General features: G+C 37.7%; 28 protein-coding genes, 1 tRNA gene, 1 pseudogene and 1 other annotated feature. Of the genes and pseudogenes, 8 read left to right on the forward strand and 22 right to left on the reverse strand.

Translation table 11 applies throughout. From position 1 onward, the window contains the following. Positions 1 to 58: 58 nt before the first annotated feature. From rpmA to rplU, 3 genes are read right to left on the reverse strand one after another with little or no spacing between them, the layout of a single operon-like run. Positions 59 to 346: a 50S ribosomal protein L27 gene (gene rpmA / locus CC204_RS08090; RefSeq protein ID WP_010762831.1), complete on the reverse strand. Its 288-nt coding sequence runs from the start codon at positions 344 to 346 to the stop codon at positions 59 to 61. A 12-nt stretch (positions 347 to 358) separates the two neighbouring features. Next, positions 359 to 703 (reverse strand): ribosomal-processing cysteine protease Prp, encoded by a 345-nt coding sequence (locus CC204_RS08095; RefSeq protein ID WP_088269727.1) that lies wholly within the window; start codon positions 701 to 703, stop codon positions 359 to 361. Positions 704 to 737: 34 nt separating this feature from the next. After that, complete coding sequence (gene rplU, locus CC204_RS08100; RefSeq protein WP_069661579.1) at positions 738 to 1,046, reverse strand: 50S ribosomal protein L21; 309 nt, start codon at positions 1,044 to 1,046, stop codon at positions 738 to 740. Between the two features lie 19 nt (positions 1,047 to 1,065). Further along, positions 1,066 to 1,141, reverse strand: a sequence feature (ribosomal protein L21 leader region). A 169-nt stretch (positions 1,142 to 1,310) separates the two neighbouring features. Between rplU and CC204_RS08105 the strand changes: the two genes are divergently transcribed. Next, positions 1,311 to 1,384, forward strand: a tRNA-Arg gene (locus CC204_RS08105). Positions 1,385 to 1,433: 49 nt separating this feature from the next. Here the strand turns inward: CC204_RS08105 and CC204_RS08110 are convergent. The 11 genes from CC204_RS08110 to CC204_RS08160 form a co-directional block, all read right to left on the reverse strand. Further along, on the reverse strand, positions 1,434 to 1,958 hold the full coding sequence (locus CC204_RS08110) for a hypothetical protein (RefSeq protein WP_088269728.1): 525 nt from the start codon (positions 1,956 to 1,958) through the stop codon (positions 1,434 to 1,436). Then, positions 1,958 to 2,287, reverse strand: a complete 330-nt coding sequence (locus CC204_RS08115; protein WP_088269729.1) for a collagen-like protein — start codon at positions 2,285 to 2,287, stop codon at positions 1,958 to 1,960. Before CC204_RS08115 ends, CC204_RS08110 begins: the two co-directional genes overlap by 1 nt. Further along, positions 2,284 to 2,514 (reverse strand): hypothetical protein, encoded by a 231-nt coding sequence (locus CC204_RS08120; RefSeq protein ID WP_088269730.1) that lies wholly within the window; start codon positions 2,512 to 2,514, stop codon positions 2,284 to 2,286. The genes CC204_RS08115 and CC204_RS08120 overlap by 4 nt, the downstream gene beginning before the upstream one ends. Beyond that, entirely contained in the window at positions 2,514 to 3,389 is an 876-nt protein-coding gene (locus tag CC204_RS08125; RefSeq protein WP_088269731.1) for a phage baseplate upper protein, read from the reverse strand. The genes CC204_RS08120 and CC204_RS08125 overlap by 1 nt, the downstream gene beginning before the upstream one ends. Before the next feature lie 25 nt (positions 3,390 to 3,414). Further along, the gene (locus CC204_RS08130) at positions 3,415 to 6,207 is read right to left on the reverse strand and encodes a phage tail spike protein (protein ID WP_227011243.1); all 2,793 of its coding nucleotides are present in this window, start codon (positions 6,205 to 6,207) and stop codon (positions 3,415 to 3,417) included. Next, positions 6,204 to 6,971, reverse strand: a complete 768-nt coding sequence (locus CC204_RS08135) for a distal tail protein Dit (RefSeq protein WP_088269733.1) — start codon at positions 6,969 to 6,971, stop codon at positions 6,204 to 6,206. The genes CC204_RS08130 and CC204_RS08135 overlap by 4 nt, the downstream gene beginning before the upstream one ends. Positions 6,972 to 6,984: 13 nt before the next feature. Beyond that, positions 6,985 to 9,756 carry a phage tail protein gene (locus CC204_RS08140; RefSeq protein WP_088269734.1) on the reverse strand — a complete coding sequence of 924 codons (2,772 nt, stop codon included), beginning with the start codon at positions 9,754 to 9,756 and terminating at the stop codon, positions 6,985 to 6,987. Positions 9,757 to 9,768: 12 nt separating this feature from the next. Further along, positions 9,769 to 10,068: a hypothetical protein gene (locus CC204_RS08145; RefSeq protein ID WP_225533645.1), complete on the reverse strand. Its 300-nt coding sequence runs from the start codon at positions 10,066 to 10,068 to the stop codon at positions 9,769 to 9,771. Between the two features lie 53 nt (positions 10,069 to 10,121). After that, positions 10,122 to 10,463 (reverse strand): tail assembly chaperone, encoded by a 342-nt coding sequence (locus CC204_RS08150; RefSeq protein ID WP_088269735.1) that lies wholly within the window; start codon positions 10,461 to 10,463, stop codon positions 10,122 to 10,124. Positions 10,464 to 10,662: 199 nt separating this feature from the next. Continuing rightward, the gene (locus tag CC204_RS08155) at positions 10,663 to 11,172 is read right to left on the reverse strand and encodes a phage major tail protein, TP901-1 family (RefSeq protein WP_087640993.1); all 510 of its coding nucleotides are present in this window, start codon (positions 11,170 to 11,172) and stop codon (positions 10,663 to 10,665) included. Then, on the reverse strand, positions 11,169 to 11,363 hold the full coding sequence (locus CC204_RS08160) for a hypothetical protein (RefSeq protein ID WP_088269736.1): 195 nt from the start codon (positions 11,361 to 11,363) through the stop codon (positions 11,169 to 11,171). Before CC204_RS08160 ends, CC204_RS08155 begins: the two co-directional genes overlap by 4 nt. A gap of 228 nt (positions 11,364 to 11,591) precedes the next feature. On the opposite strand from CC204_RS08160, the gene CC204_RS08165 reads away from it, so the two are divergent. From CC204_RS08165 to CC204_RS08175, 3 genes are read left to right on the forward strand one after another with little or no spacing between them, the layout of a single operon-like run. Next, positions 11,592 to 12,062 (forward strand): GNAT family N-acetyltransferase, encoded by a 471-nt coding sequence (locus CC204_RS08165; protein ID WP_088269737.1) that lies wholly within the window; start codon positions 11,592 to 11,594, stop codon positions 12,060 to 12,062. Positions 12,063 to 12,077: 15 nt separating this feature from the next. Next, positions 12,078 to 12,623 (forward strand): GNAT family N-acetyltransferase, encoded by a 546-nt coding sequence (locus CC204_RS08170; protein WP_088269738.1) that lies wholly within the window; start codon positions 12,078 to 12,080, stop codon positions 12,621 to 12,623. A 5-nt stretch (positions 12,624 to 12,628) separates the two neighbouring features. Next, a complete protein-coding gene (locus CC204_RS08175; protein ID WP_188634514.1) occupies positions 12,629 to 13,384 on the forward strand; it encodes a MurR/RpiR family transcriptional regulator in 756 nt (251 codons plus the stop codon). A gap of 20 nt (positions 13,385 to 13,404) precedes the next feature. Here CC204_RS08175 and CC204_RS08180 read toward each other — a convergent pair whose 3' ends face one another. The 5 genes from CC204_RS08180 to CC204_RS08200 all read right to left on the reverse strand — a co-directional run bounded on the left by CC204_RS08180 (position 13,405) and on the right by CC204_RS08200 (position 17,847). Beyond that, a complete protein-coding gene (locus CC204_RS08180) occupies positions 13,405 to 14,724 on the reverse strand; it encodes a 6-phospho-beta-glucosidase (RefSeq protein WP_088269740.1) in 1,320 nt (439 codons plus the stop codon). Between the two features lie 188 nt (positions 14,725 to 14,912). Continuing rightward, a complete protein-coding gene (locus tag CC204_RS08185) occupies positions 14,913 to 15,434 on the reverse strand; it encodes a GNAT family N-acetyltransferase (protein ID WP_088269741.1) in 522 nt (173 codons plus the stop codon). Continuing rightward, a complete protein-coding gene (tsaE, locus tag CC204_RS08190) occupies positions 15,431 to 15,904 on the reverse strand; it encodes a tRNA (adenosine(37)-N6)-threonylcarbamoyltransferase complex ATPase subunit type 1 TsaE (RefSeq protein ID WP_088269742.1) in 474 nt (157 codons plus the stop codon). Before tsaE ends, CC204_RS08185 begins: the two co-directional genes overlap by 4 nt. Positions 15,905 to 16,029: 125 nt before the next feature. Continuing rightward, positions 16,030 to 17,010 (reverse strand): phosphate acetyltransferase, encoded by a 981-nt coding sequence (pta, locus tag CC204_RS08195; RefSeq protein WP_088269743.1) that lies wholly within the window; start codon positions 17,008 to 17,010, stop codon positions 16,030 to 16,032. Between the two features lie 153 nt (positions 17,011 to 17,163). Beyond that, complete coding sequence (locus tag CC204_RS08200; RefSeq protein ID WP_088269744.1) at positions 17,164 to 17,847, reverse strand: uracil-DNA glycosylase; 684 nt, start codon at positions 17,845 to 17,847, stop codon at positions 17,164 to 17,166. 196 nt (positions 17,848 to 18,043) lie between these two features. Between CC204_RS08200 and CC204_RS08205 the strand changes: the two genes are divergently transcribed. Further along, a complete protein-coding gene (locus tag CC204_RS08205) occupies positions 18,044 to 18,913 on the forward strand; it encodes a Cof-type HAD-IIB family hydrolase (protein ID WP_088269745.1) in 870 nt (289 codons plus the stop codon). Between the two features lie 42 nt (positions 18,914 to 18,955). Next, positions 18,956 to 19,474 (forward strand): LURP-one-related/scramblase family protein, encoded by a 519-nt coding sequence (locus CC204_RS08210; RefSeq protein ID WP_162288373.1) that lies wholly within the window; start codon positions 18,956 to 18,958, stop codon positions 19,472 to 19,474. 28 nt (positions 19,475 to 19,502) lie between these two features. Here CC204_RS08210 and CC204_RS08215 read toward each other — a convergent pair whose 3' ends face one another. The 3 genes from CC204_RS08215 to CC204_RS08225 form a co-directional block, all read right to left on the reverse strand. After that, the gene (locus tag CC204_RS08215) at positions 19,503 to 20,072 is read right to left on the reverse strand and encodes a GNAT family N-acetyltransferase (RefSeq protein WP_088269747.1); all 570 of its coding nucleotides are present in this window, start codon (positions 20,070 to 20,072) and stop codon (positions 19,503 to 19,505) included. Between the two features lie 161 nt (positions 20,073 to 20,233). After that, the gene (locus tag CC204_RS08220; protein WP_444542357.1) at positions 20,234 to 21,397 is read right to left on the reverse strand and encodes a 3D domain-containing protein; all 1,164 of its coding nucleotides are present in this window, start codon (positions 21,395 to 21,397) and stop codon (positions 20,234 to 20,236) included. Between the two features lie 226 nt (positions 21,398 to 21,623). Further along, positions 21,624 to 22,469 carry a putative ABC transporter permease gene (locus CC204_RS08225; RefSeq protein WP_088269749.1) on the reverse strand — a complete coding sequence of 282 codons (846 nt, stop codon included), beginning with the start codon at positions 22,467 to 22,469 and terminating at the stop codon, positions 21,624 to 21,626. Positions 22,470 to 22,887: 418 nt separating this feature from the next. On the opposite strand from CC204_RS08225, the pseudogene CC204_RS08230 reads away from it, so the two are divergent. After that, positions 22,888 to 23,115: pseudogene (locus tag CC204_RS08230) on the forward strand (ABC transporter ATP-binding protein); the annotation flags it as partial. Positions 23,116 to 23,174: 59 nt separating this feature from the next. Continuing rightward, a protein-coding gene (locus tag CC204_RS08240; RefSeq protein ID WP_120308903.1) for an IS3 family transposase occupies positions 23,175 to 24,259 on the forward strand; the annotation gives its coding sequence in 2 pieces (ribosomal slippage) (positions 23,175 to 23,412 and positions 23,412 to 24,259; 1,086 coding nt in all). The last annotated feature ends 10 nt before the right edge of the window (positions 24,260 to 24,269 follow it).

Consider the following 24,269-nt stretch of genomic DNA (forward strand, 5'->3'; position numbering starts at 1 on the left):
AATAACGCAAAAACTCTGTCTCTTATTTTATAAGAGACAGAGTTCATTCGTTCTAAAATTATTGAGCTACTGGATAAACAGACACTTGTTTTTTGTCACGGCCTTTACGTTCGAAACGTACTACGCCATCAACTTTAGCAAATAAAGTGTCATCGCCACCAATACCTACGTTAGCTCCTGGATAAATTTTAGTTCCGCGTTGACGGTATAAAATCGATCCACCAGTAACAGTTTGGCCATCAGCACTCTTAGCGCCTAAGCGTTTAGATTCTGAATCACGTCCGTTGGAAGTAGAACCTCCACCTTTTTTATGGGCGAATAATTGTAAATTCATATTTAGTAACATCGTCTGCACCTCCTATTTTTCGTTTATGGTTTTGACTTGAATAAATTCAAGATTTTCTTGCTCGACTGCTTGTAAACCTAATAAAAGGTTTTCCAAGAGAATTTGGGCGATATTGGTTTGTTCCTGATTCGCTTTTGAAATCATTTCAACATAAAGGTAGCCACCTTCATCTTCATTGGTTTCAACGATCGGTTCAAAACCAGCTAGAGCATCGATACCATTGACCGTACTGATCGTTAATGCAGAAACTGCTGCACAAACGATGTCACTGCCATAAGGTCCAGCTTCAGCATGCCCAGTTACTTCAAAAGAAATGATCTGACCTGCATCATTTCGTTTAAAAGAACTTTTAATCATTGATAGGCCTTCTTTCCTATGCAACTTAAAAGAATTATGCGTTGATTGCTTCGATCACGACTTTTGTATATGGTTGACGATGACCTTGTTTACGGTGAGTGTGTTTTTTAGGTTTGTATTTGAAAGTCACGACTTTCTTTTGTTTGCCGTGTTTTTCAACAGTTCCTTCGACAGTTGCACCTGCAACAGTTGGAGCTCCTACTTTCGTAGACTCGCCACCCACTAAGATAACTTCGTCAAAAACAACTTTTTCGCCAGCTTCTACGTCTAATTTTTCAACGTAAATTGCTTGACCTACCTCAACTTTTACTTGTTTACCACCAGTTTTGATAATTGCGTACATGCTATACAGCACCTCCTTCTTCTAGACTTAGACTCGCCATCCCAAGTGATGAGAATCTCATGCTTAAGACTTGTTCTGTGCGGTTGTAGCTGTGGAGACCACAATTACAACAGTAATACTATATCAAAATAAGATAAGAGAGTCAATGAAAACTTGATTTCTCTATCGTTTAATACTTGTTTCAAAAATTTTTGGTGTTATTTCTAATTAATGATTGACTTTGTTTTCCATGTTCATTATAATAAATTTTGTTGCGTTATTCATGCGCCAATAGCTCAGCTGGATAGAGCACTCGCCTTCTAAGCGAGCGGTCGGGAGTTCGAATCTCTCTTGGCGTATCAATTAAAAATGGAAAACAGCTTGGAGCATATGCTCCAAGCTGTTTTTTTATTTAGATATACTCCATGATGCTGTCAAATAGTGATTTCCTATTTTATTTGTATAAACTTTCAAAGTCTTTGCAGCACCATCAAGAAAAGCAACTCTATTAGCCTCAGCAGTACTGAATTGATTAATTGTAACAGCTGTATTCCAATATCCAGCCGAATTTGGGATAAACTGACTGGGGATATCACATACTTCTACAAACTGACCCGCAGTCATAACTGTACTGATATTCATTCTACCATTGAAAGTAACAATGTTTCCCACTTTAACGAAAGTTCCAGCTAACTCAGAAACGTTAGCCTTAGCGGCAGTATTAATTAGCTTGTCATTAAGGCTATATTTATCGTATCCCGATACTACTTCCTCATTACTAATTTTCAATCCATCCGTAAAATTCTTCACACCAGCAATATCTTCATCGCCCGTTTTTTTCACCAATGTTTCATCTAACCCATCAATCGCGCTTGTATGTGTCTTTGGATAGAGCAAGTTCCCTTTTTCTTCTAATTGTACGATATCTGCCATTATACTGATCCCACCTTATTAAATGTTATTGTTGGTAATGTATCTAATTTTTTCTTATCTGTCGCGCTCATCAACCCGTTTACTGTTTGAGTTGCGGCAGCAGTCGTTGTTGCATTTGTTCCAGCAGGTCCTTGAGGGCCAGTTGCTCCTTGTGCGCCCTTTTCGCCTGGGACACCTTGAGGACCTTGGGCTCCTGTTAGTCCTTGCGGGCCTGCTGGTCCTGTATCTCCTTTTTCCCCTTTGATCGTTGTGATCCCTTCAACTGCACTTACGTGCGTTTTTGGAAAAACAACGATGCCATCGCTTTTTAATTCAACGATATCTGTCATACTGATCCCACCTTATCTATTGTGATTCCTGTTCCTTCGACGCCTAAATCCTTTGCTGTCAACGTGATATCTCCAGTTTTACCATTGATCGATGTCACACCTGTTCCTACATTTTCGATACTCTCAAGTCCTAGAATTGCACTTACATGCGTTTCCGGAAATACTTGACGTTTCACACCTGTCGTATCTGTTTCCATGACTTTTTTAATTTCTACCTCATTTGCCATTAAACGGAACCCACCTTTCGTAAAAAGAACGTATCTTGTTTTTGACTGTCGATTTCAGCAATGACCAATGCTGATGCTTCTTTTTTGTGCGGAACTGTTTCTACTTTTGTCATATGATGATTCAAGCTGAAATTATCATCACGAATCGTTCGTAAAATACCTGTTTCTCCGCTTTTCAACGTGAAATGAGATTGTTTTAGATCTTCGATTAAATGCAGCAGATTTCCCGCTGCATTCTCATCTAGAATGGTTTTAATAGAAGCAAACCAGTCATCAAAAGCTGCTCTTTGAACAGCAGTCCACTGATCGAAGCGTTCTTGATTTGACGTAATCCAGCCCTGAAATTCATTGATGATCCGCTGTAATTCAGCTTGCGCAACAAGATACCAGTCATCATAAATTTCCTGACAGGTTTTCACCCACTCTGTAAAATAGCGAAGAATTTCTTCAAAGGTCCAAATATAATTACTGTCTTTGATTCCGTCTTCGTAAATACTTTCTTTGACTTGATATGCAAAATCTCTCGTTGAAAATTGCTGACGCCAGCTTAGATCCTTTTGGAGTTCTCTAAAGCTGAAGTAGGCTGTATTTTCTCCCACTGACTGCATATCATAATTGGTTAATGTATATTGAATTTTCCCTTTTTTTGCATCAATGATCTTAGTGACTTTTTGTTCAGATAACCCTAAGCCAGCATGATGTCCTTGCTTTACGCAGAAAAATGGGGTTAAATTTGAAATGTCTTTTGGTTTGCCATGTTCTGTGATCGTAACATCCAACACTTGAGTGCCTTCGTCGAATTGACGTATGACCATCGTTGGAATATTGTCATTCGGTTGTGTGATGGATAAAAAAATTGGATAAACGATAGACATTCACTCACTCCTTTCTAAAAATCGATTATTTGGGCGGGATGACGATTGAACTGATTTCACTCGATCCGACCCATGTACGTTCGTATTTCCCTACGACTTGTCCTAAGCCGATATTTTGTTCATAAGTTTGGAAACCACCATTACTGATTCCTCTAATCACGCCAGTATGTCCATAACTATAATCAACGTTGAAGCCGCCAATGTTCCCACCACGTTTCCAGTTGATTATTGCTCCCACAACTAAGTCTTTATATTCTGGATTTTCAATCACATTCCAGCCTACAGCAGCCCAATTATATGCTCTACCGATATCTGCCGCTGCTTCTGTATTACCAATCACATGACTTAACCCATATTGTGTACCCGCACCTAAGCCGCAACCTCCTAAAAAGCCTGAATATTCGGCGGAAACAGCGTAACACTGTCCATTACCTAAACGTTGCATATATAGAGAGTCTAAATGCGCTAAACCTGCTTCACCTGTAGATGCACCGGGTTTCAAATTTTTTAATTTGTCATACCAGTATTGAGCCTGTTGACTTCGAATCGGCTGATATGGATCTGCTGGATGCTCATACAATGCGATAAAATAGTCTGCGGCTAATGTGACATTTGTAAGTTGGGTAAACTCTTTAAAAGAAATATAGCCAATATCCGGACGTTGAGGATTATAAAACCATTGGACATTATTTTCCATTTCCCATTGGATTCTTTGACATTGTGCATCCATTGTTCGATGGTCAATTCCTCGCTCAGCACACCAATCAACTAGTTTAGATTTAGGCGTCCACTGTGTAAGTCCATAGCCGCCTCCACCGCTTAATTCATCAATATCCGGCATAATTCCAGATTCACTTTGAATATTGCCCAACATCCCTGCGATAGATTGTTCTGTCCAGCCTTTTGATTTAAAGAACTGCCAAACTGTCCATGCATTTTTTTCTTGTTCTGTCGTTAATTCTGGAGGTGTTCCCCCATTATTACCGCCGCTGCCATTGCCATTCCCAGTGATTTCTTTACCATTTAGGAAAAGTTTTTCTTTTATGTGTAAATCACCTTCTAAAGTCAGTTTACCTGTAACGTGTAAATCGCCTTTATGTTTCCATTCAGCTCTAGAATTTAGCTTAGGATCTTCCATTGTACTTTCTTTTGGGATTTGTATAACATAATTCGATGTTCCTTCCTTATCCTTACTTCCAGAATTCAAAGAAAAAATAAATCCAGGTTGCTGTATAACTGCAAATCCATTAACTACATTATCACTTAATGTTGCGCTTATAGAACCCAAGCGTTTATTAACACTTTTATCGCTAAAAATAATCGTTCCATCGAAAATTTTTATCTGAAAGGTTTTATCTAAAGTTCTGAATTCGCATCCCTCTATATTTCTTCCTCTAATCGTGCCTGCTTGGATAAAGTCAGCATTGAATTTCCCATCGATTGTCCATGCACTTTTATACTTACCTTTCGTGAAATCTCCATCAATAAAACCAATGCCTTCACTGTTGGCTACTAAAAAATGATTACTTGATTCAAGAGAATCTTTATTCATCCAAACCATCTGATAAGGTTCTCGACTATCAGATTTTCCTGTTTCGATCCCGTTCATCAATTTGATCGATCCACCTTTAGCTCCGCGAATGATATCATCCTGCCATTTCGAAATTTCTTCTGAATCATAAAATGTCATCTTTTTTTCTTCTAAAGAAGCAACATTTCCTTTTAGCTCAGAAGCGGCTTTTGACATACTTTTTGTGATATTGTCGCCTAAACCAGCTTCCACTTTTCCCGTCAGATGATCGATTTTAACTTTAAAAATCCGAGTTTGGTAATGATAGTTACGCTCATGGTGATGGATCGTCACAGTATTGCCGATTGCATCTCCACCTAAAACTTCTGTTTTAAACTGCGTGAGCGGACGGGAATAGTTCACAAGTGCCTCATAGGTTTGTTTTAGTAATTCTTTTGGCTCTTCAACTTCATCAAAAGTGATGACCTTTTCTCGTTTTCGCATTCCGCCGTTTTTTAAAGGAATGCCATATTGCTTCGTCATCTCAGGAAATTCCAGCCAATTTTGACCTTTGGGTTTGTCTAACGGATCGCCGTTTGATTTTTTCCATTCGATCGTTGTAAATTCGATCCGTTTCCCTTTTCCATCACCGACATCTTCCCCGCGACCGCGACCGATCAAGCTCGTATAGACTTCGTTACGATCCTGCTCTTTGACAATGCTTAGCGCTTTATCACCATACGTAAACCGCTGATTGCTTTGTTCCCCGATTTCACGATAGACTTCTACCCATTTTTCTGTGATCCCGATGCCGTCGATTTTATATTTAAACAAAATCTCACAGCCTTTAGTCTGCAGTTCCTTCATGGCATCGCGAATCGATAAGTAGTTAAAGTCTGCAGTTACTGAAGGCAGTCCATTATTTACGTGACCGATCTGCCATTCTGTCTCTTGTAATAATTTTTGAAGTGTCTCTTTAATAGAAATATTTTTTACTGAAACATTTTTTACGACATAAGAATCTAGTTCGTCTGGTGCAAAAGCAATACCTACAAATGAAAGAATATTTTCAGCTTCGCTATCGACAACAATACGGTATAAGCTGTAAAAGTCTTTACTTTCCTTTACAGCCATATAAGAGGCTCCTTTTAATTCCTCATCATAAATTACGGAAACATTCAAGGTATCATGAAGCAATTCTTCTCTATTGCTTGTGATTTCTTTCTCCTGAACAACCTCTACTAATTCTTTCTCATTTACGATCCGAAGTAAGTGTTGCTGTTCATCAAAAAAATAAACACTTGTCATAATTGTACCTCCCGATAAGACAGAAGCATTTGTCCATTGCTACATGTGACAGTCTGTCCTTCACGAATCTGAAAATTCTCAAAATCACTTTCTAAATCCAATAAAAAGGTTTGGTCGATTCCGTTCACAAATACCTTTCCTTTTAAGAAATCAAATACGACCTGATCATCAGCACTTAAGTTATAGCTGGTAATTTTTATCGCCTTATCTTCATTTTGAATCAACAATGTGCCAAATTTGGCAATCGTCACAGTGATTTTTTCAGGTGTCACTGGATATGGTAAATAAGTTGTGATTTGGCTGTCAGTTGATAGCAAAAGCGAATACTTTTTAGGATCATTACAAAGTAGTTCAAAACTTGCGATGATATTATTCGTATCGCCACGCACCTCATCTGTTGTGACATATTGACCGTAATAGTGGTAATCAAGCTCATCTTTAAAGCGAAGCTCAACATCCTTTTCCCGATAAAGCAGTTGCATCAAACGATGGTATTTTTTTTGCACATCCTGAGCATTTTTACCCATTAACTGATAGGTGACTTTGATCGCTCTCGCAGGTAATTTTTGATTTAATTTGATACTTCCAACTTGTGTGTTCTGTGTTTCGATGTCCAGTGATAACATTTCCCTGCCAGTTACAGCTAAGGTGCGATATCCTTCGATCATTTTTTCGATATAAACACCGTCATACATCAATGCAGAAGAAGGAAGGATCAACTCATCTTTATGACCTTTTTCTAGTGTGTCTTCAAAATAATACATCTCTTTCCTCCTTCTAAAATGCTAAGTTGATTGCAGCATCTTGTCCCATTGCTTCAGAAATATCTGAAACAAAGGCTTTAAACTGCTGGTTGCCAAAATTGATATTGAATGTTGCAGGTTGTTTTTCTTTTTGCTGTGTTTGTGTGCTGCTGGAATGAACGGATAATTGTTGAACCGTGTCGACTTGTTGATCTAAGCTGTCTAAACTTGGCAATATCACTTTAGATGCTAAATCGTCCATCGGCTGATCGATCACATGCGCATTTCGTTCGATTCCGATAGCAAGACCAGCTGGGAGCATGGCTCCGATTTCATCACGCATCCAGCGGGAAGGTGAGTGGATGTTGAAAATAGATTTAAATGTATCACCAATACTTTTACCAATTTTTTTAACTGCCTCTAATGCCGCTTTGGCCATACCACCAATCCCATCAATTAAGCCTTGAATTAAATTTCCACCTGCATCTCTTAAATCTGGTATAGCTTTTACAAATGTTTCAAGAAGCTTCAGCATGATTTGAGCCCCTGCAGTAATGATTTTCGGGATACTTTTACCAATTCCTTGCACAAGTGCTAATATTAGACCAACAGCTGCTGATAGAATTTGAGGTAGATTTGCAAGTAGTCCTTCACAAAGCTTTCCAACAATTTCAACTGCTGCATCTAATAATTTCGGTAAATTTTCTGAGAGAGTTCGTACTAGGGTAGTCATTGCCTCTAAAGCAACTGGAATCAACTGAGGTAAAACTGAGGCAATTCCTTCTGCCAATTTCACAAGAATTTCAATTCCCTTATCGATAATTTTCGGAAGACTAGTCGTAATCTCACCAGTCAACGTATCAATAATCGATGTAATTGTATCGATCAGTTTAGCGGGATCTTGAAATAGACCATCGACAAGTGCCGATAGCAGCTCTAAGCCCATCAGAAGTAATTGAGGTGCAGCAGTTAATAAACTTGTCGCTAACGTTTCTATAATCAAAAGTGCTGAATTAATTAATGAAGGTAAATTAGCAATTACACCGTCAATCAACGTTTGTAATAGCGCCATCCCGCTTTCAATAATCACTGGTAAATTTATCGAAATTGCTTCAGCTAAACCAGCAACTAGTTGTGTTCCAGAAGTAATTAGATCAGGAAGCTTATCAATGATTCCTTGAACAAAACCTGTGATAACTTCCGGACCTTTAGTTATTGCGGTTTGAATCATGTTGCCAAGTTGACCATCCATTTGAGTATCCAATAATCCAAACCCAGCCAAAGCAACACCTATAATTGCAGTTGGCGCAATGGCTTTCATCGCAATCCCCATAACTGAAACTAAGCCTTGAACCATCCCACCTAGTGCAGTGGTTCCAACTTTCATAGGAATTTGAACAGTTTTTGCTAAATTGGTCCCTACTGTACTAAACTTTGCAAATTTTTGTTTTATATCATTTAACCCAAAATCTAAAGTTGATCTAAGCGATGCAGTCGGGTCCATTTCTCCAGTAGCAAAAGGATCTGTTAATTGAGGGGGGACTATTTTAGTCAATACAGATAGTCCAGTATTTCCTATTGTCTGTTTTATACCACTGAATTTTTTTTCCATCTCAGAGAATCGCTTAACTGAAATTTGAGAGGCTTTATCTAGTTCCTTAAACACATCATCTCCAACATTCAGCTCTCCCTTGAATACTTTAAAAGCATTCTTTGCTTCAGAAAATCGACGAACAAGATTTTGTGAATTTTCATCCATTTTATTGAAATTGGAATCGTCAATTTCCAATTTTCCTTTAAAAACTTTCTTTAGTAGTGAATATTTTTCTCCTGTACTGTTTATAGAATCATTTATTTTTTGAAACATGGAACCGCCTTGAGAAGAAACTGATTGAAACGCTTTGCTGACACCAAAAATGGATGTCTGAAAATCAGAAAATCCCACATTTGCGAGGGCTTCATCCAATTTATTGACTCTCCCTTTAAGCTCATCAAATGTCGCTCCCGCCTCAACGCCTTTTACTAGAGGCTTAAACATTTCGTTCAGACTATTTTTTAGTTTTTCGAAACTATTCTGAGATTTTTCCACTTCTATCGCTGGCTCTTTTATCGCGTTGGTCAATACATTCCCTAAATTCTCACTTATGGAAACTAGATTATTAATAGATGAATCAATTGAACTCAATGTGCTATTTATCGTACCGCCAAATGAAGCAATCACAGACTGACTACTTGTAAAAGTTCCAGTGAATGCAGCCATATTCTGATTCATCAGTGAAAATTCTGTCGTCAAATTTTTTCCAGAATCGATCAATGTAGCAATACTAGTAGTATCAATAATCAATTCACTTTTTAAATTAGAAATAGTTGCTTGAACGGAACTAAAACTTTGTATTAAACTTTTGGTTTGAACGTCTAAAGAAACTAAACTGGTATCATCAATTGTTAAACTTCCTTGAAATGCTTGACTTAATAATCCATAATTTTTACTTACCAAACCTAATGATCGAATCATTTGTTGACTCTGTACAGATAGTTCTGAAAAGGTCGTACTAATAGCTGCTAATCCACTTTCGAAGCTAGCTAGATCATTTGCCACAATTGCTTGATTTAGTGCAGTTATCTGTTTTTTCATATCAGCAAAAGGTTTCGATAGCTTGTTACTTTTAGAAAGTGGTTTAATAAAATTATTAAGACGTTTTGTTGTTTTACTTAATTGTTTATCTAAACTTTTAGTCACTTTCGTCGATTTTTTAATCGACTGTATAAATTTTTTATTCGTTGTAGGTAGTATTTCTTTTGCCATTTTTCCTCCTTTCTACGAATTAAAGTTTGCGATCCAATTCTGGAGTTTTTCTTTTTCTTGATTTTTCGGCAAGCTAGGGTCTTTTCCGAGTATTCGCTCCTCGGCTTTTTGATAATTGAAGAATTTCTCAAAGGTTCGATAGACAGGTCTTCCTTTTTTGGTTTGTCCAGCCATGACCGTTGCCCAGGCTTGTAAATGAATATTGTATTGTTGATCTAAACTTTTTAATTGATAGGCCTTGATCCGCAACTCGTATTCAGGAATCGTCAATCGATCGATCTCATTGAGGTCTTCGATATTCAAATAACGCAAACAGTTGAGCTGCACTTGAGCGTAGCTTGCATCAAAATCATTTTCTTCCGAGTTTACAGTTCGGCTTCCTCCAGCATTTTGTTCACCATCATCGCTGTATATTCGGACTTTTTTAGTTCTTCAATGACCGCTTCAAATAAAGTTTGCGTACCATGTTCTTCCACATATGCTTCTAAATCCTTGATCTGGACTCTTGGTTTTTCTGTTAAATTGGCGATCAATAACGTTTCAAAAAGTGTGTCGACATCTGATAATAATAAATTTGAGATGATCGCCCCTACACCTAATTTCAATTTCATTCCGCCGCGTTCAACAGAATAACGTTGGTTGACTTCCTTTAAAAAACCATATCCAAATTTAAAATTTACTAATTTATCGTTAATTGTAAGCTCCATGATTGTCCTCCTGTTTTTAAGAGTCCGGGACAAAACGAGAAAACAGTTTTGTTCTGGACTCTACTTCTTAATAAACGGTAGCCAAAAGTCAGATTCTTCAGCAATTTCACAAAAAACGAGCAATACAAAAAGCGTATTGTCCTTTTTTACTCCAATTGTTCAAACCTAAACGACTTTTGCCTCATCCTCTTATCTATCATTACTCAGCCGCTTCTACTTTGACTGTATCTTTAAATTCATAGTCTCCGCCTTCAGTTGTGTCAACAACTAATGAAGCGAACCCGTTTTTGCCAGCGCCTTCGATGGCCCATTCTAATGAATATTCCACTTTGTTTTCTGCAGAATCAGTTTCTTCAAATGAGGTGAAAAAGCCTTCAAAATATTTAGCTTTGTATTTGCCTTCATTTGCACCTGTACCGATTTCTTTTGTGTTGATGCGCCAAATTTGGACCCGTTTATTTTCATCCATTGCGCTTTCTAATTTGTCGATTTGTGTTGAACCGATTTTATATAATGTCGTTGCCGAAACAGTCGTTTCTGTAGCGCCAGGTGTTACTACGCTGCCGTCTTTTGTTACGGTCGATTCGCTTTCTTTTGATTTTGAATAGCCATTTTCTGTACTGTAGGCTAACCCCCACGCCTGTTCATTTCCTTCGTCTTCTGCTAAACGAAAACGCCATACTACATCTACTCCACTTAATGCTGTCATTTATTGATTTCCTCCTTCAACTTTTGCTGGTCTTCCAGCTCTTTTATTCGGTGTTGCGATCGCTTCAATTGAGATGCAAGCTGATTCTTTTTACGCTGTTCTGCGTGCACTCTTTTTTGCAGCTTCTTGATAACTTTTAATTGTTTTTTCATCGCCTTATCCTGCTGCATCAAAAAAATATCCGATTTCATCCTGCATCTCCTCTCATTTAACGTCTCGGGCGACTTATATTACTTGATGAACCTAGTATATAAAGAAATGATCGATTTAAACTTCCGAGTTTCTTTTAAAATAGTCCCAGTTGTCTGTCACATTTCTTTCAGCCGTCAACTCCTTCACTGATCATTTAAGCTAAAAAATGGGCTGAGTATGTTAAAATAGGAAGGACTTAGCAAGAAAAGAGGAAAGGAAGAACATAAATGTTATTAAGCGAATATAATGAAGAATTTTCAGCATTGATCTGCCAATACCAATTAACTGAGGAACAGCTTCGCTTTACAGAAACACCTGAAATGCCCCTAAAGATCGCTTCGACAAATCCTTTCATTCATCCGATCGTAGGAATTGAAAATGAACGCTTAACTAATTTTTTTGTATTAGATGAAAAGAAAGATGTCTCTTTATACACTGAAAATGAGCATGCGATTTTACTACGAACTTTTTCGACAGACTACCGCTATCAAGGGCAAGGGTATGCAAAAAAGGTCTTGCAGCAACTACCCGAGTTCACAAGAAAACTCTTTCCAACAGCTGATGAAATCGTTCTTGCTGTAAATAAAGAAAATAGTGCAGCACAAACTCTTTATAAAAAATCTGGATTTTTACCTATGGATAAAATTATAGAAGGCGTGGCAGGCCCGCAATATGTAATGACTTTCAGCTTGATTTAAAAGGAGGTTTAATCAATGATGAAAAAAATAGTCGAAACTGAGCGGCTGTATTTAAGGGAACTGTCAGAGGATGACTTTGAAGAGTTATGTGCCATTTTACAAGATGAAGAAACAATGTATGCGTATGAGGCACCATTTACCGACGAAAAAGTAAATGAATGGCTCAACTGGAACTTAGCAAGCTATCAAAAAAACAGCTTTGGTTTGTGGGCGATCATTGATAAAAACGAGGAAAAATTTGTTGGTCAATGTGGTATAGTTTATTCAGATGTCGAAGGAAAAAATTTGTTAGAAATTGGCTATTTGGTAAACAAAAAATATTGGCGTCAAGGATATGCCAGTGAGGCTAGTGCTTTGTGTTTAGACTATGCAAAAAATATCCTGAAGACACCAAAAATTTGTTCGATCATTCGAGATACAAATATCGCTTCTCAAACGGTGGCTGAAAAAAATGGTATGACCATCGTTCAGGAGTTTCACAAAGATTATTCTGGTTTGCCAGTAAAACATTATGTTTATAGCGTTGATTTAGTGAATGAACTTGTTAAAAGAAAGTGGTGAATGTTGTGCTCTTTTTAGATCACACCCCTGATTTAAGTCCAATCGATTTAGAGATTTATAAATATATTGCTGCTCATATGGATGAGGTCGTCTATATGAGAATTCGAGAACTAGCGAAAGAGACTCATAGCAGTACAGCTAGCATTCTTCGTTTTTGCCGAAAGTTCGGCTGTGACGGATTTTCTGAATTTAAAATCAAATTGAATCTTTATCGAAAAACCTTAGCTGAACCCGTAACAACTCATGCTGTGGATGAAACCTCATTCACTAATTTTATCCAGCGATCAACTGAAACGTTTTATCAAGAGCGAATGCAGGCTGCTGTAAAATTACTTGCTGAAAAAGATCTGGTTCTATTCATCGGAACTGGCTCTTCAAAAATCATTGCAGAATATGGTGCATTGTACTTTTCTTCTATTTTTAGTATGGCTTTTCATATTGAAGATCCGATCAATCATCCGGTCAATTTTTTTAATAAGAGTATCGCAAGAAATGTCTGTGTGATTGCTCTATCAGTAAGCGGTGAAAATGAAGCGATCATCCATTACTTAAATCATTTTATTTCGAATGATTGTGCCATCATTTCCATCACAAATAGTGAAAAATCAACGATTTCTTCTTTATCTGATGTCAATATTCCTTATTATATTTCGACAGAAAGAATCGGCGATAGTGACATCACCTCTCAAGTACCTGCGCTTTATACCGTAGAATATTTGGCTAAAGAAGTCCAAAAAAATAAACAAGCAAGCACCGATTAGGCTGCCGCTTGTTTATTTTTTTATTTAAAGAAATTTGGTAAATAGGCTTTATGCGCTTCTAATAATTCGTCCATGACTTCTTTAGCAACATCTCCACTGGTGATCAATGGATTCATCGTAAATGCTTGTAATAACGTACCATAATCGCCTGTTACAGCAGCTTCGATCGTTAATTCTTCCATAGATTTCATAACTTGCAGCAACCCACGTTGATTTGGCATGAAGCTGCCGAAGTTATATGGAACAGGACCTTTCCCTGTGACCGTACAAGTGACTTCAACTGCGCTTTCAGCTGGTAAATCTGTGATCGTTCCGTTATTTCTTGTGCTGACAGTCATCGTTGTACGCTTATCATTGTGGATCGAATTGATGATTTCACAAGCCGCATCACTATAGCGGGCACCGCCGCGCTCTGCAAGTTGTTTTGGTTTGTAGTCTAAGTTTGGATCTTTGTATAATTCAAACAATTCATGTTCGATTTCTTTGACTTTTTCGGCACGCGTCCCGTTGTTTTTAAAGTCTTCTAATTCTTCTGCTAACATTTTATCTGTATAGTAGTAATAGTTGTGGTACGGACAAGGAACCATGTGTAAATTTTCTACTTGTTCCCAAATCAAATTATTGTCTTTAATATTTGCTACAATTGATTTTGCATCATCTTGACCATACATAATTTTGATCAGTTCATCTGTACGGTCATTTCCATCTTTATCTGTGATCGTATGCCAATGTAAGTGATTGATTCCAGCAAATTGGAAGAATAAATCACGGTTTTCCTCCCCTAACAATGCAGCTTCTTCAAACACAGCATTGACTGGAATATTACATAAACCAACGACTTTGTCCCAATTACCATAACGTAAAACAGCTTCTGTGACCATGCCTGCTGGGTTTGTGAAGTTGATCAACCAAGCATTTGGACATAATTCTTTCATATCCTCAACGATGTCCAATATCACAGGAACCGTTCTCAATGCTTTAAAAATCCCGCCGGCTCCATTTGTTTCTTGACCGATCATGCCATGACTTAATGGAATCCGTTCGTCTAAAATTCGCGCATCTAATAGTCCTACACGCAATTGTGTTGTAACAAAATCAGCATCTTTTAACGCTTCACGACGATCAAGTGTTAAATGAACTTCGCAGTCGACACCTGCTGCTTTGACCATACGTTTGGCCATTTCTCCTACGATTTCTAATTTTTCTTTTCCTGCTTCAATATCTACAAGCCATAATTCGCGGACTGGTAATTCATCGTAACGTTTAATAAATCCTTCAACTAATTCCGGCGTGTAGCTTGAACCTCCACCGATCGTTACAATTTTGATTCCTTTTGACATGACCTTCAGCTCCTTAGTAATTTATCTGCTTTCAGTATAGCGTTTCCATAAAAAATCGTATATAGAAAATCAGTAAGTCGTTACAGGAATGCAAATAGGTAACTTGTGACATCACAGTTACACTGCGTAACAAAAAAAGCATTGAACACTTGTGACGATCACGTTCAATACTTTTACTTATTTCTCTATCAATCGATCATCATGCTCATCAAATGAACATCTAGAAATTCGCCGTCATCCGTTTTGGCTCCCCGGGGCATGATGGCTTCTGTCGTAAAACCAATTTTTTCATAAACATGGACAGCTCGTTGGTTTCGATGCTGTACCGTCAATTCCAAACGACGAATCACATTGCTTTCTTTTGCCCATTCGATTAGTTCTTCCATCATTAAACTGCCTAAGCCAAAGCCCCAATAGTCTTGTAAAATACTGATCCCTATTTCTCCGATATGCTCCATCCGCTGTTTCGAAGAAGCTTTCACAGAGGCTGTTCCAATCACTTTCCCGTCAGCTAAAGCAACCATCAAAACGTTATTCGGCGATTCATAAAGATTCGCTAAATTATCTCCCATCTCATCTGTCGTCATCTCCAGCCCTTTTTCATCCATCACTAAAAAAGGCGTTTGACTGCCAATAATTTTGAGAGCTCGTAAAATCTCTGCCGCATCACTTGGAATTGCTTCCCGAATCGTAAATTCAACTTCTGTCATTCTTTTTCCTCCATTTTTTGCTGGATACGTTCTAAAAATCGTTCTGACCGTCGTCCGAACGCTTGAATCGCTAATTTTCTTTTTTCGAGATCTTCTGGGTCTTTTTCAATCGTGATGTCTAGATAATCTTCAGGCATGAATTCACCTAAGAGTTTTCCCCATTCAACAACAGATAGACCGTCACCCTCAAAATATTCATCTAAGCCCAAGTCATCTGCCCCATTTTCAATACGGTAAACATCCATATGATAGAGCGGCAAACGCCCTTCACGATACTCGCGAATTATCGTGTAGGTCGGACTTTTGATCATTTGCTCAATATCAAGACCTAAAGCAATGCCTTTGGTCATCGTTGTTTTACCGGCTCCAAGATCTCCAGATAAAACGATCGTGTCTCCTGCTGTCGCATTTTGTCCGATGATTTTTGCAATATTTTCTGTTTCTTTCGGATCATTGATTATTATTTCCACTTTTCCACCTGATTTCTCGCTTCTTCTATCTTTCTATGTAGTGTAGTATACCGAATTATCGAAAAAAAAACTAGAGAGCTAAGTGAAAACGTCAATCGTTTTACTTAGATTCTCTAGTAATAAAATTAATTCATCAATGATTGTGCTGCTGTGATGATCGATAATTTGTAGATATCTTCTTCATTTGCACCACGAGATAAATCAGAAACAGGTTTGTTCAATCCTTGTAGGATCGGGCCAATCGCTTCGAAATTACCTAAGCGTTGTGCAATCTTGTAGCCGATGTTTCCTGATTGTAATTCTGGGAAAACAAAGACTGTAGCTTGACCAGCAACTGGTGAATTTGGTGCTTTAAGTTGTGCTACAGAAGCAACGTAAGAAGCATCAAATTGTAATTCTCCATCGATTTCCAATTCTGGTGCTAAACTTTTGGCGATTTTAGTCGCTTCAACAACTTTATCAACCTCAGGTGCTTTTGCAGAACCTTTTGTAGAGAAGCTCATCATTGCAACTTTTGGATCGATATCGAATAATTCAGCGGTTTTTGCACTATCAACAGCGATCTCAGCAAGTTCTTGAGCTGTTGGATTTACATTGATCGCGCAATCTGCAAAGATATATTTCTCTTGATCACGTCCACGAACCATGATCATCGCACCACTTGTACGGCTGATGCCTGGTTTTGTTTTAATGATTTGTAGTGCTGGGCGAACCGTGTCACCAGTTGAGTGGACCGCTCCGCTGACCATACCATCTGCAAGACCCATATAAGTCAGCATTGTGCCAAAATAGTTCACGTCTTTAAGAATCTTACGAGCATCTTCTTCTGTTACTTTGCCGTTACGACGTTCAACAAATGAAGCAACCATTTCTTCCCAGCCTTCATAATTATCAGGGTCGATAATAGTGAAGTTTGATGTTTTGATTCCACGAGCATGTGCTGCTTCAACAATGGCTTCTTGCTTACCGATCAAAATCGGTTCCATTAATTCTTCTGCTTTCAAACGTGCAGCAGCCCCTAGAATACGAGGATCTGTTGCCTCCGGGAAAACAATTTTGATATTGCGGCGAATGACTTTAAATTTTAAGCTATCGAATAATTCCACGATACACCCTCCAATGATTATTTATACAAACTTATCATACACCATTCTTAAAGAAAATAACAGTTATTTCTTGCTGTATTAGTGGAAAAAACATTGATTCTGATATATCTTTCACAAACTCCATCATCTGCACTATAACAGATTGCGTCTGTTTTATGACACTGTATCAGGCAACTGCCAGTTGATCGGTGTTTCTCCTAACTGTTCTAATGCTTGATTTGTTTTTGAAAATGGCTTTGAACCAAAGAAGCCACGATGAGCTGCTAAGGGACTTGGATGAGGCGATTTGATAATAATATGTTTATTGGTGTCGATCATCTTGATTTTTTCCTGTGCCGGCTTGCCCCATAAAATAAAGACAATTGGTTTTTCCCGCTCATTCAGCTTCTGGATGATTGCATCCGTCAAATTTTCCCACCCTTGTCCACGATGAGAATAAGCTTGTCCATTTCGAACAGTCAATACAGTGTTTAATAGTAGAACTCCTTGTTTTGCCCAGCTTTCCAAAAAACCATGTGAGACTGGCGGATAGCCCAGATCATCCTGAAGCTCTTTATAAATGTTCATCAATGATGGCGGTGTTCTTACTCCGGGCTGTACTGAAAAACTTAGTCCATGAGCTTGATTTGGCCCATGATAAGGATCTTGTCCCAATATCACGACTTTGACTTCTTCATACGGTGTCAGCTCAAGGGCCGAATAAATATGGTACATATCTGGATAAATGGTTTGGTGACTGTATTCTTGTTTCAAAAATTCGCGTAGTTTTAGATAATAGTCTTTATTGAATTCATCCTTTAAAACATCTTGCCAGCTATTATGAATGATTTCTTTCATTAATACTTCTCCTTTAACATAATTCTTTTTTTTACTGCAATTACCCATTAAGTAAAACGTCTATTCTGCTAACTTTCTTTTACATGATTAGCATAGCGGATTTTATGGGATGTGACAAGAAAATTTTTTCTGCACTGAAATCATAAAAACATGGTAAACTATAGGTAAGTTAAATAAACGAGGTGTAGAAAAATTTATGATTAAATTGATTGCTTCAGACATGGACGGAACATTACTAGATTCAAAAATGGGCATTTCAAAAGACAATGCTTCAGCGATACGTGAGGCCGAACGTCTTGGGATCGAATTTATGGTTGCTACAGGACGTGCTTATACAGAAGCGAAACCAGCGCTTGATGAAGCTGGGATCGAATGTGCAATGATCACCCTGAATGGTGCAAAAGTCTTTGATAAGGCAGGCAATGCACTCTTCACAGCTGGAATCGAAAAGAAAACCACCGCTGAAATCATGGATATTCTGGATGCAAATAATGTATATTTTGAAGTTTCAACGAATAAAGGTATTTTTTCAGCTCATCAAGAAAAAAGAATCGAGAATTTTGCGGCTCACATTGCGTCAACTATGCCGCATTTGACTTATAAAGTGGCAATTGCGATGGCCGCGGCCCACTTATCCTTATTGGATGTTAATTATATTGAAGATATCCGTACACTATTGGATCGGGAAGATATCGAAATTTTAAAAATTATTGGTTTTAGCATGGAAGGACCGACCGTCTTAGCCCCAACAAGCACTCAAATTAGACAATTACCTGATTTAGTTGTGACTTCTTCTGCTCAAAATAATATCGAAGTCAATCATAAAAATGCGCAAAAGGGAATAGCAGTTGCTCATGTAGCAAAAGATCGTGGTATCTCTGAAAAAGAAGTCATGACGATCGGTGATAATTTCAATGATGTCAGTATGCTTCAATGGGCCGGTGTTAGTTTTGCTATGGGAAATGCAGAACTTGAAGTGAAAGATCATGCCAAATATGTCACATCAACCAACTTGGAAAATGGCGTTGGTGAAGCGATTTTAAGAGCAATCAGAGAAGATTTATAACGTTTCTCTCAGTCAGACAACAATGAAAAGAGGTGAGAGATGGTGTCTGAGTTTTTTATACAAGAACAACAACTAAGCAATATCACGAGAACGCTTGTCAAAGATGAAGATGGTAAATCTCTTTACCTACTTGTCGGACGCTGGGGAACTCGAGGCGATGCCCTTTCATTATATGCAATGAATGGAGAGCTTGTCGCAAGTATCAAACAAACCTCTTTTATGTTCGGTTCACGCTTTGAACTGTATAAAGGCTTTAAAAAAGTCGGTGTTTTACGAAAAATCCTAAACTTAAACGCTGATTTCTACTATATCCAACACTTACATTGGACCGTCTCAGGTAATATTAAAAATCATCACTACTCCATCTATCAAATGAATCATAAAATCATGGAAATGAGTAAAGCGACTCTTTTTACAGGAGATTACTTTAGCTTGAATGTGGTTGATGATGAGGATGCTCCTCTTTGTATTTGTGTTGCAGCAGTTCTTGATTACTGGCTATATAATAAAAAAAAGAATAATGGACGTAAACCAATTATGGGACTGGGTACGTGTCAATAGTTCGACCCAATTAAAAAATCAGCGATCGTTATTCGCTGATTTTTTTTTGCATATGATCATATACATGTCCGCTGATCATCATTTCTGCCACATCTTTAAATCCTTTACGGCTATATAATTTTTTTGCATTAGGATTGGCTTTATCTACACTCAACCCAATAATTTCTTTTCCATCTCGTTCAGCGATCTGTGGTAATGCATCTAATAATTTCGAGCCAATACCTAACCCACGATATTTTTCATCTACTGAAATCGAATCAAGGTACCATTCATTCGGTAATGTTTCAGGATCGACAAAAATCCTAATTTCTTCATCTAAATTATGTTTACGCAAAACCTTCTTCAAGGGTTCATCGATCACTGGCTCATCTTCATTCGGATAGCCAAAAGCGATTCCCGCTACTTGTCCCTCATGCTCATAAACTAAACCTCGTTGGTAGCCATATCGATAAGTCGGATCTGCTGATGCTTCAGCTAAAACGGATAAAATAGTTTCCTCAGGAACGATGTCCAAGAGAGGTAGTTCCATGTCTTTTAAAATAACTAATATCAACGGAGCAATAGCTTCTCCGTCTTCTTTTGTTGCAAAACGAATCATTGTTATTCCTCACTTTCTATAAAGCAGTGTACCATTTATGAAAAATTAATGCATTACATTCTGTTGCTTTCTAATTTCTTTTAAATAATTACTAATTCATTTGGGATAATCTTAACAAAAAAAAGACACTTCGAAAAGTGTCTTTACGTATCTGTAGTTTCTTACTGAATCGTAACTTTTACATTGTTTCTACGTCCCCAGTTGATACATTGATCGACTGTTGGGAAATGGACATCAATGATATGTCCATTGATTGCACCACCAGTATCTCCGGCAACGGCAAAACCATAGCCTTCTACTTCGACAAATGATCCCAATGGAATCACACTTGGATCAACGGCAATCACGTTGCTATTTGAACGTAAGTCGATCCCAGTAGCTGTGATGTAACCAGATCCAGCTTCTCTCCAAGAGTAAGCAGTTGACTGCACATAGATTACATTGCCGCCTCCTGTCTCGCCTCCAGTGTTTGGATGCTCTTCCGCTGGTTCAGACGGAGGAGTTACAACTGGCTGTTCTTCACTGCTAGAGCTTGAACTGCTACTTGATGAATCAGAGGAGCTTGAAGACTCGCTGCTTGTGCTTGATGATGCGGCTTCATTTGCTTTTCTCTGTGCTTCTTGAGCTGCTGCTTGCTTTTGGGCTGCTGCTGCTTTTTTCTCATCAGAAATACGTTTTTCTTCCGTTTGCTTTTGACTAGCGATCAACTGTAATGCTGATTCATTATCCGCTAACTGCTCTTTTAAAGAGGCAACTTGCGCATCCATTGAAGAAGCTTCTTCCTGTAATTTCGCTTCGTTGGTTTGTAACTCTTCTTGCTTGCTCTTTACAGTTTCTTGAAGTTCTGTCAATTTTTCTTTGTCTTTAGACAAACTTTCTATCTTATCTTGTTCAGCATTTTGTAAAGTAGTCATTGCAAATGCCTTATTAAAGAAATCTGAGATATTTTCGGCATCTAGCAACACTTGCCAAGTCCGATGTTCCCCGCTCAATTGGATATCTTTCATACGATTTCCAACGACTTCTTTCCGGCGTTCAATACTTTGCTCTGTTATTGTGATTTCTGCTTCAGAATTTTTGATTGTTTCTTCAGCTTTTGAAATATCTACTTTAAGTTTTTCAATTTCAGCGTATTTTTCATTAACATCATTTAAAGCTGTATTGATATCTTTGCTAAGGGACTCTCCTGCTTGTTCAGTTTGCGCCTCTTTTTCGTTCAGATCATCTAATGATTCTGCTAAAGCACTGATCGGAAATCCTACATTTATAACTAAGATAGCAGCTAAAAATGGCATCAATTTTTTTACTTTCACTGAATCCAACACCTTTCCTAACTAAATCCAACTCTATTCATTATACTAATCAATCACGCCTATATTATTTCAATACTGTTACAATTTGTTACATTTTAACGAAAATATCGTTTTCACTGTAATATAACTACTGTTAATCCGTACTAGTCAGTCCCTAAAATATAAGCTAAGACCCACTTCTATCTAGCTTTTAACGTTAAGTGAAACACGACTCACTACTGTTATATTTAAACTAGTATTATTTCTTATTTTTTCTATTCTTATTGATAATTTCTTTGACTTCAAATGGATTTTTAATATTTTTCAATGTTAAATTAGGGTAATTTTTAATCCAGCGCTTTTGATTGAAGCCAATATGTGAAACTAGCTCGTTGATCGATGGTGTATTTTTCAACTCTTCCATCAAAGAAATTCGTTCATTTGACTTCGCTCTTTTTCGTTCAGTTAATTCTTCTGAAATAGATTCTTTCAACTCAGAAAAATTTGAAGAAAACTCTGTTCTTTTTTCATTCAATTTAGCTGCCAATTCTTCTTTTCTTTCATCCACTGCTGTACTAAGTTGAGTAGTAACTTTTTTGAAAGCCTGCATATTAATAAGTGTATAGATCAAATCACTGGTGATCATTATCAATAAAATGATCGGCAGTATCACTCCAAAGTTTTTAGCTAAAAAGCTTTCAAACAATAGCACTTTCGGGTGAATCACTCGTACGATCAAAACACAGCCGATCCCCCAAAATAGCGATACAGGTAAGGCTACACGACCATTTAAGTTCATTGGTACATCCTTATAATCCCACCAAGATGCATGGAAAAGCTTTTCTAATCCATAACTCGTTAGATACTCTAAAATGGTCACCAAAATGGTTGATAAGATGTATAAAAGCACAAGATTTTGCTTAAATGGGTCTAAAAAATACAATACGCCCAAAATACCAAAACCATAAATTGGACAATAAGGACCGATCAAAAAACCTCGATAAACAAATTTCCCTGCTTTTAATGAGCAATAAACGGTTTCCCATAACCAACCAATAAATGCGTAAATAAAAAATAATAACACGACTTTAATAAATTCATCCATAGATGTTCTCCTTCTGATAGTTAGTACTTTCACAATTATTGTAACAAATAACTACCGATTAAGGCGAGCAACTTTATTTGCTTGCCGGATTGATATAAAATAGAAGGAAAGATATTTACTAAGAAACATACTAAGAAAACAATGAAGTCATTAGTAACTACAAGGTATGTTGATCCTAGTTGTTGCTTAGCTCTTGTTCATTTGTATTTTCAGGCTATACAGGGTTGCCTTTCGGAGAATAGATAAAAATAGAGTGAGGCAAAAAGCGCCTCAATCGATTTTTCCTATTCTCCTGTCAAGGCTGAACGAACCTGTTCCGCTTTTGCTGTGAAACACAGTGAATGGAATGAACTGATGTTAAACAGTACAAGGTGTAGCAAAGCGGAACGTTGTTACTTATAACTTAAGGAGGAGTTCTATGTTAGGTTTACTTAGATTTGCTAAAAAGTATCGAAAACAGGTGATTCTTGGGCCTTTTTTCAAATTTTTAGAAGCTTGTTTTGAACTGGTCTTGCCATTGTTTATGGCTCGTTTGGTTGATCAGGGGATTCGAAATAACGATCAGGCATATGTTTTGCAGATGGCCGGTTGGATGCTTTTGATGTCCATTATTGGATTAGTTTGCGTAATGATTTGCCAATATTGGCTCCTATACTAGAAATACGGACAAGTTGTTCGCTATAATCTATTAAAGGAGTTTTTATTATGCAGACAAAAAACACAGCTACAAGATATTCAAAAGAGTTTAGAGAATCCATGATTTCATTAAGTCAGACCGGTCGGTCTGCGAACTCACTATCGAAAGAATACAATGTAAGTGTCTCTACACTTACGAAATGGATACGGCAGGCAGATCCATTGGATCGAAATGTTCTTTCAATAAAAGAGCAAGAATTGCTAAAAGAAAATAAACGCTTGAAAGAAGAAAATGCTATTTTAAAGCGAGCGGCGGTGCTTTTGGCAAAGAGTTGATGGCCAAAGGACGAGCGACTGTCTTACGAGTCGTTCGTGTCAATTTAGAAGCAAAGCACCGCATTACTCGTATTTTAAGGGTTCTTAAAATCCCAAGAACCACCTATTATGCGTATTTAAACTGGATGCCTAGCGATCGAATGCGCAGACGCCAACAGATAAAAGAAAAGGTATTGAAATCCTGGTTAGCCTATCCGATGTATGGATATCCAAGAATGACAAAATATTTTAAAGAAGAACTGAATATCCCTGTCAGTCGTTACCTAATTTATCGTTTAATGCGTGAATTAGGGATTCACTCTCGGATGATAAAGAAAATGAAAAAACCTAAATCTTATACTGAAGTCGCTCAATTACCTAATCTAATCAGAAAAAAGAGTGATTGGTCTAAGGTTCTTTTAACGGATATCACGTATATTCCAGTGAGAGGAAAGTGGGCGTATTTAGCCAGTCTCTATCATCCAGAAACCCGTCGGGTTATTGCTCATAAAGTTGGTGCCCACATGACGAAAGAATTAGCAACAAGCGTGCTAGAAAAAGTAAATTTACAGGCACAAGGAATAGAAATAGTACACAGCGACATGGGAAGCCAATACACAAGCGACTTATTTAATCAGACATTAACGAATAAAAAAATAAAGCATTCTTATTCAAGAAAAGGTTGTCCAGGGGACAACGCAAGAATAGAGAGCTTCCACTCTATTTTGAAACGCGAATATGTGAATTTCCAATCCTTTAAAACACTTGAGGAAGCCATCGTTGGCATTGACAGTTACATTCGTTGGTACAATACAGATCGAATTTCTCTTGTTGCTTAGTAACGTCCCC

The organism is Enterococcus wangshanyuanii (assembly GCF_002197645.1).
Classification (GTDB): Bacteria; Bacillota; Bacilli; order Lactobacillales; family Enterococcaceae; genus Enterococcus_L; species Enterococcus_L wangshanyuanii.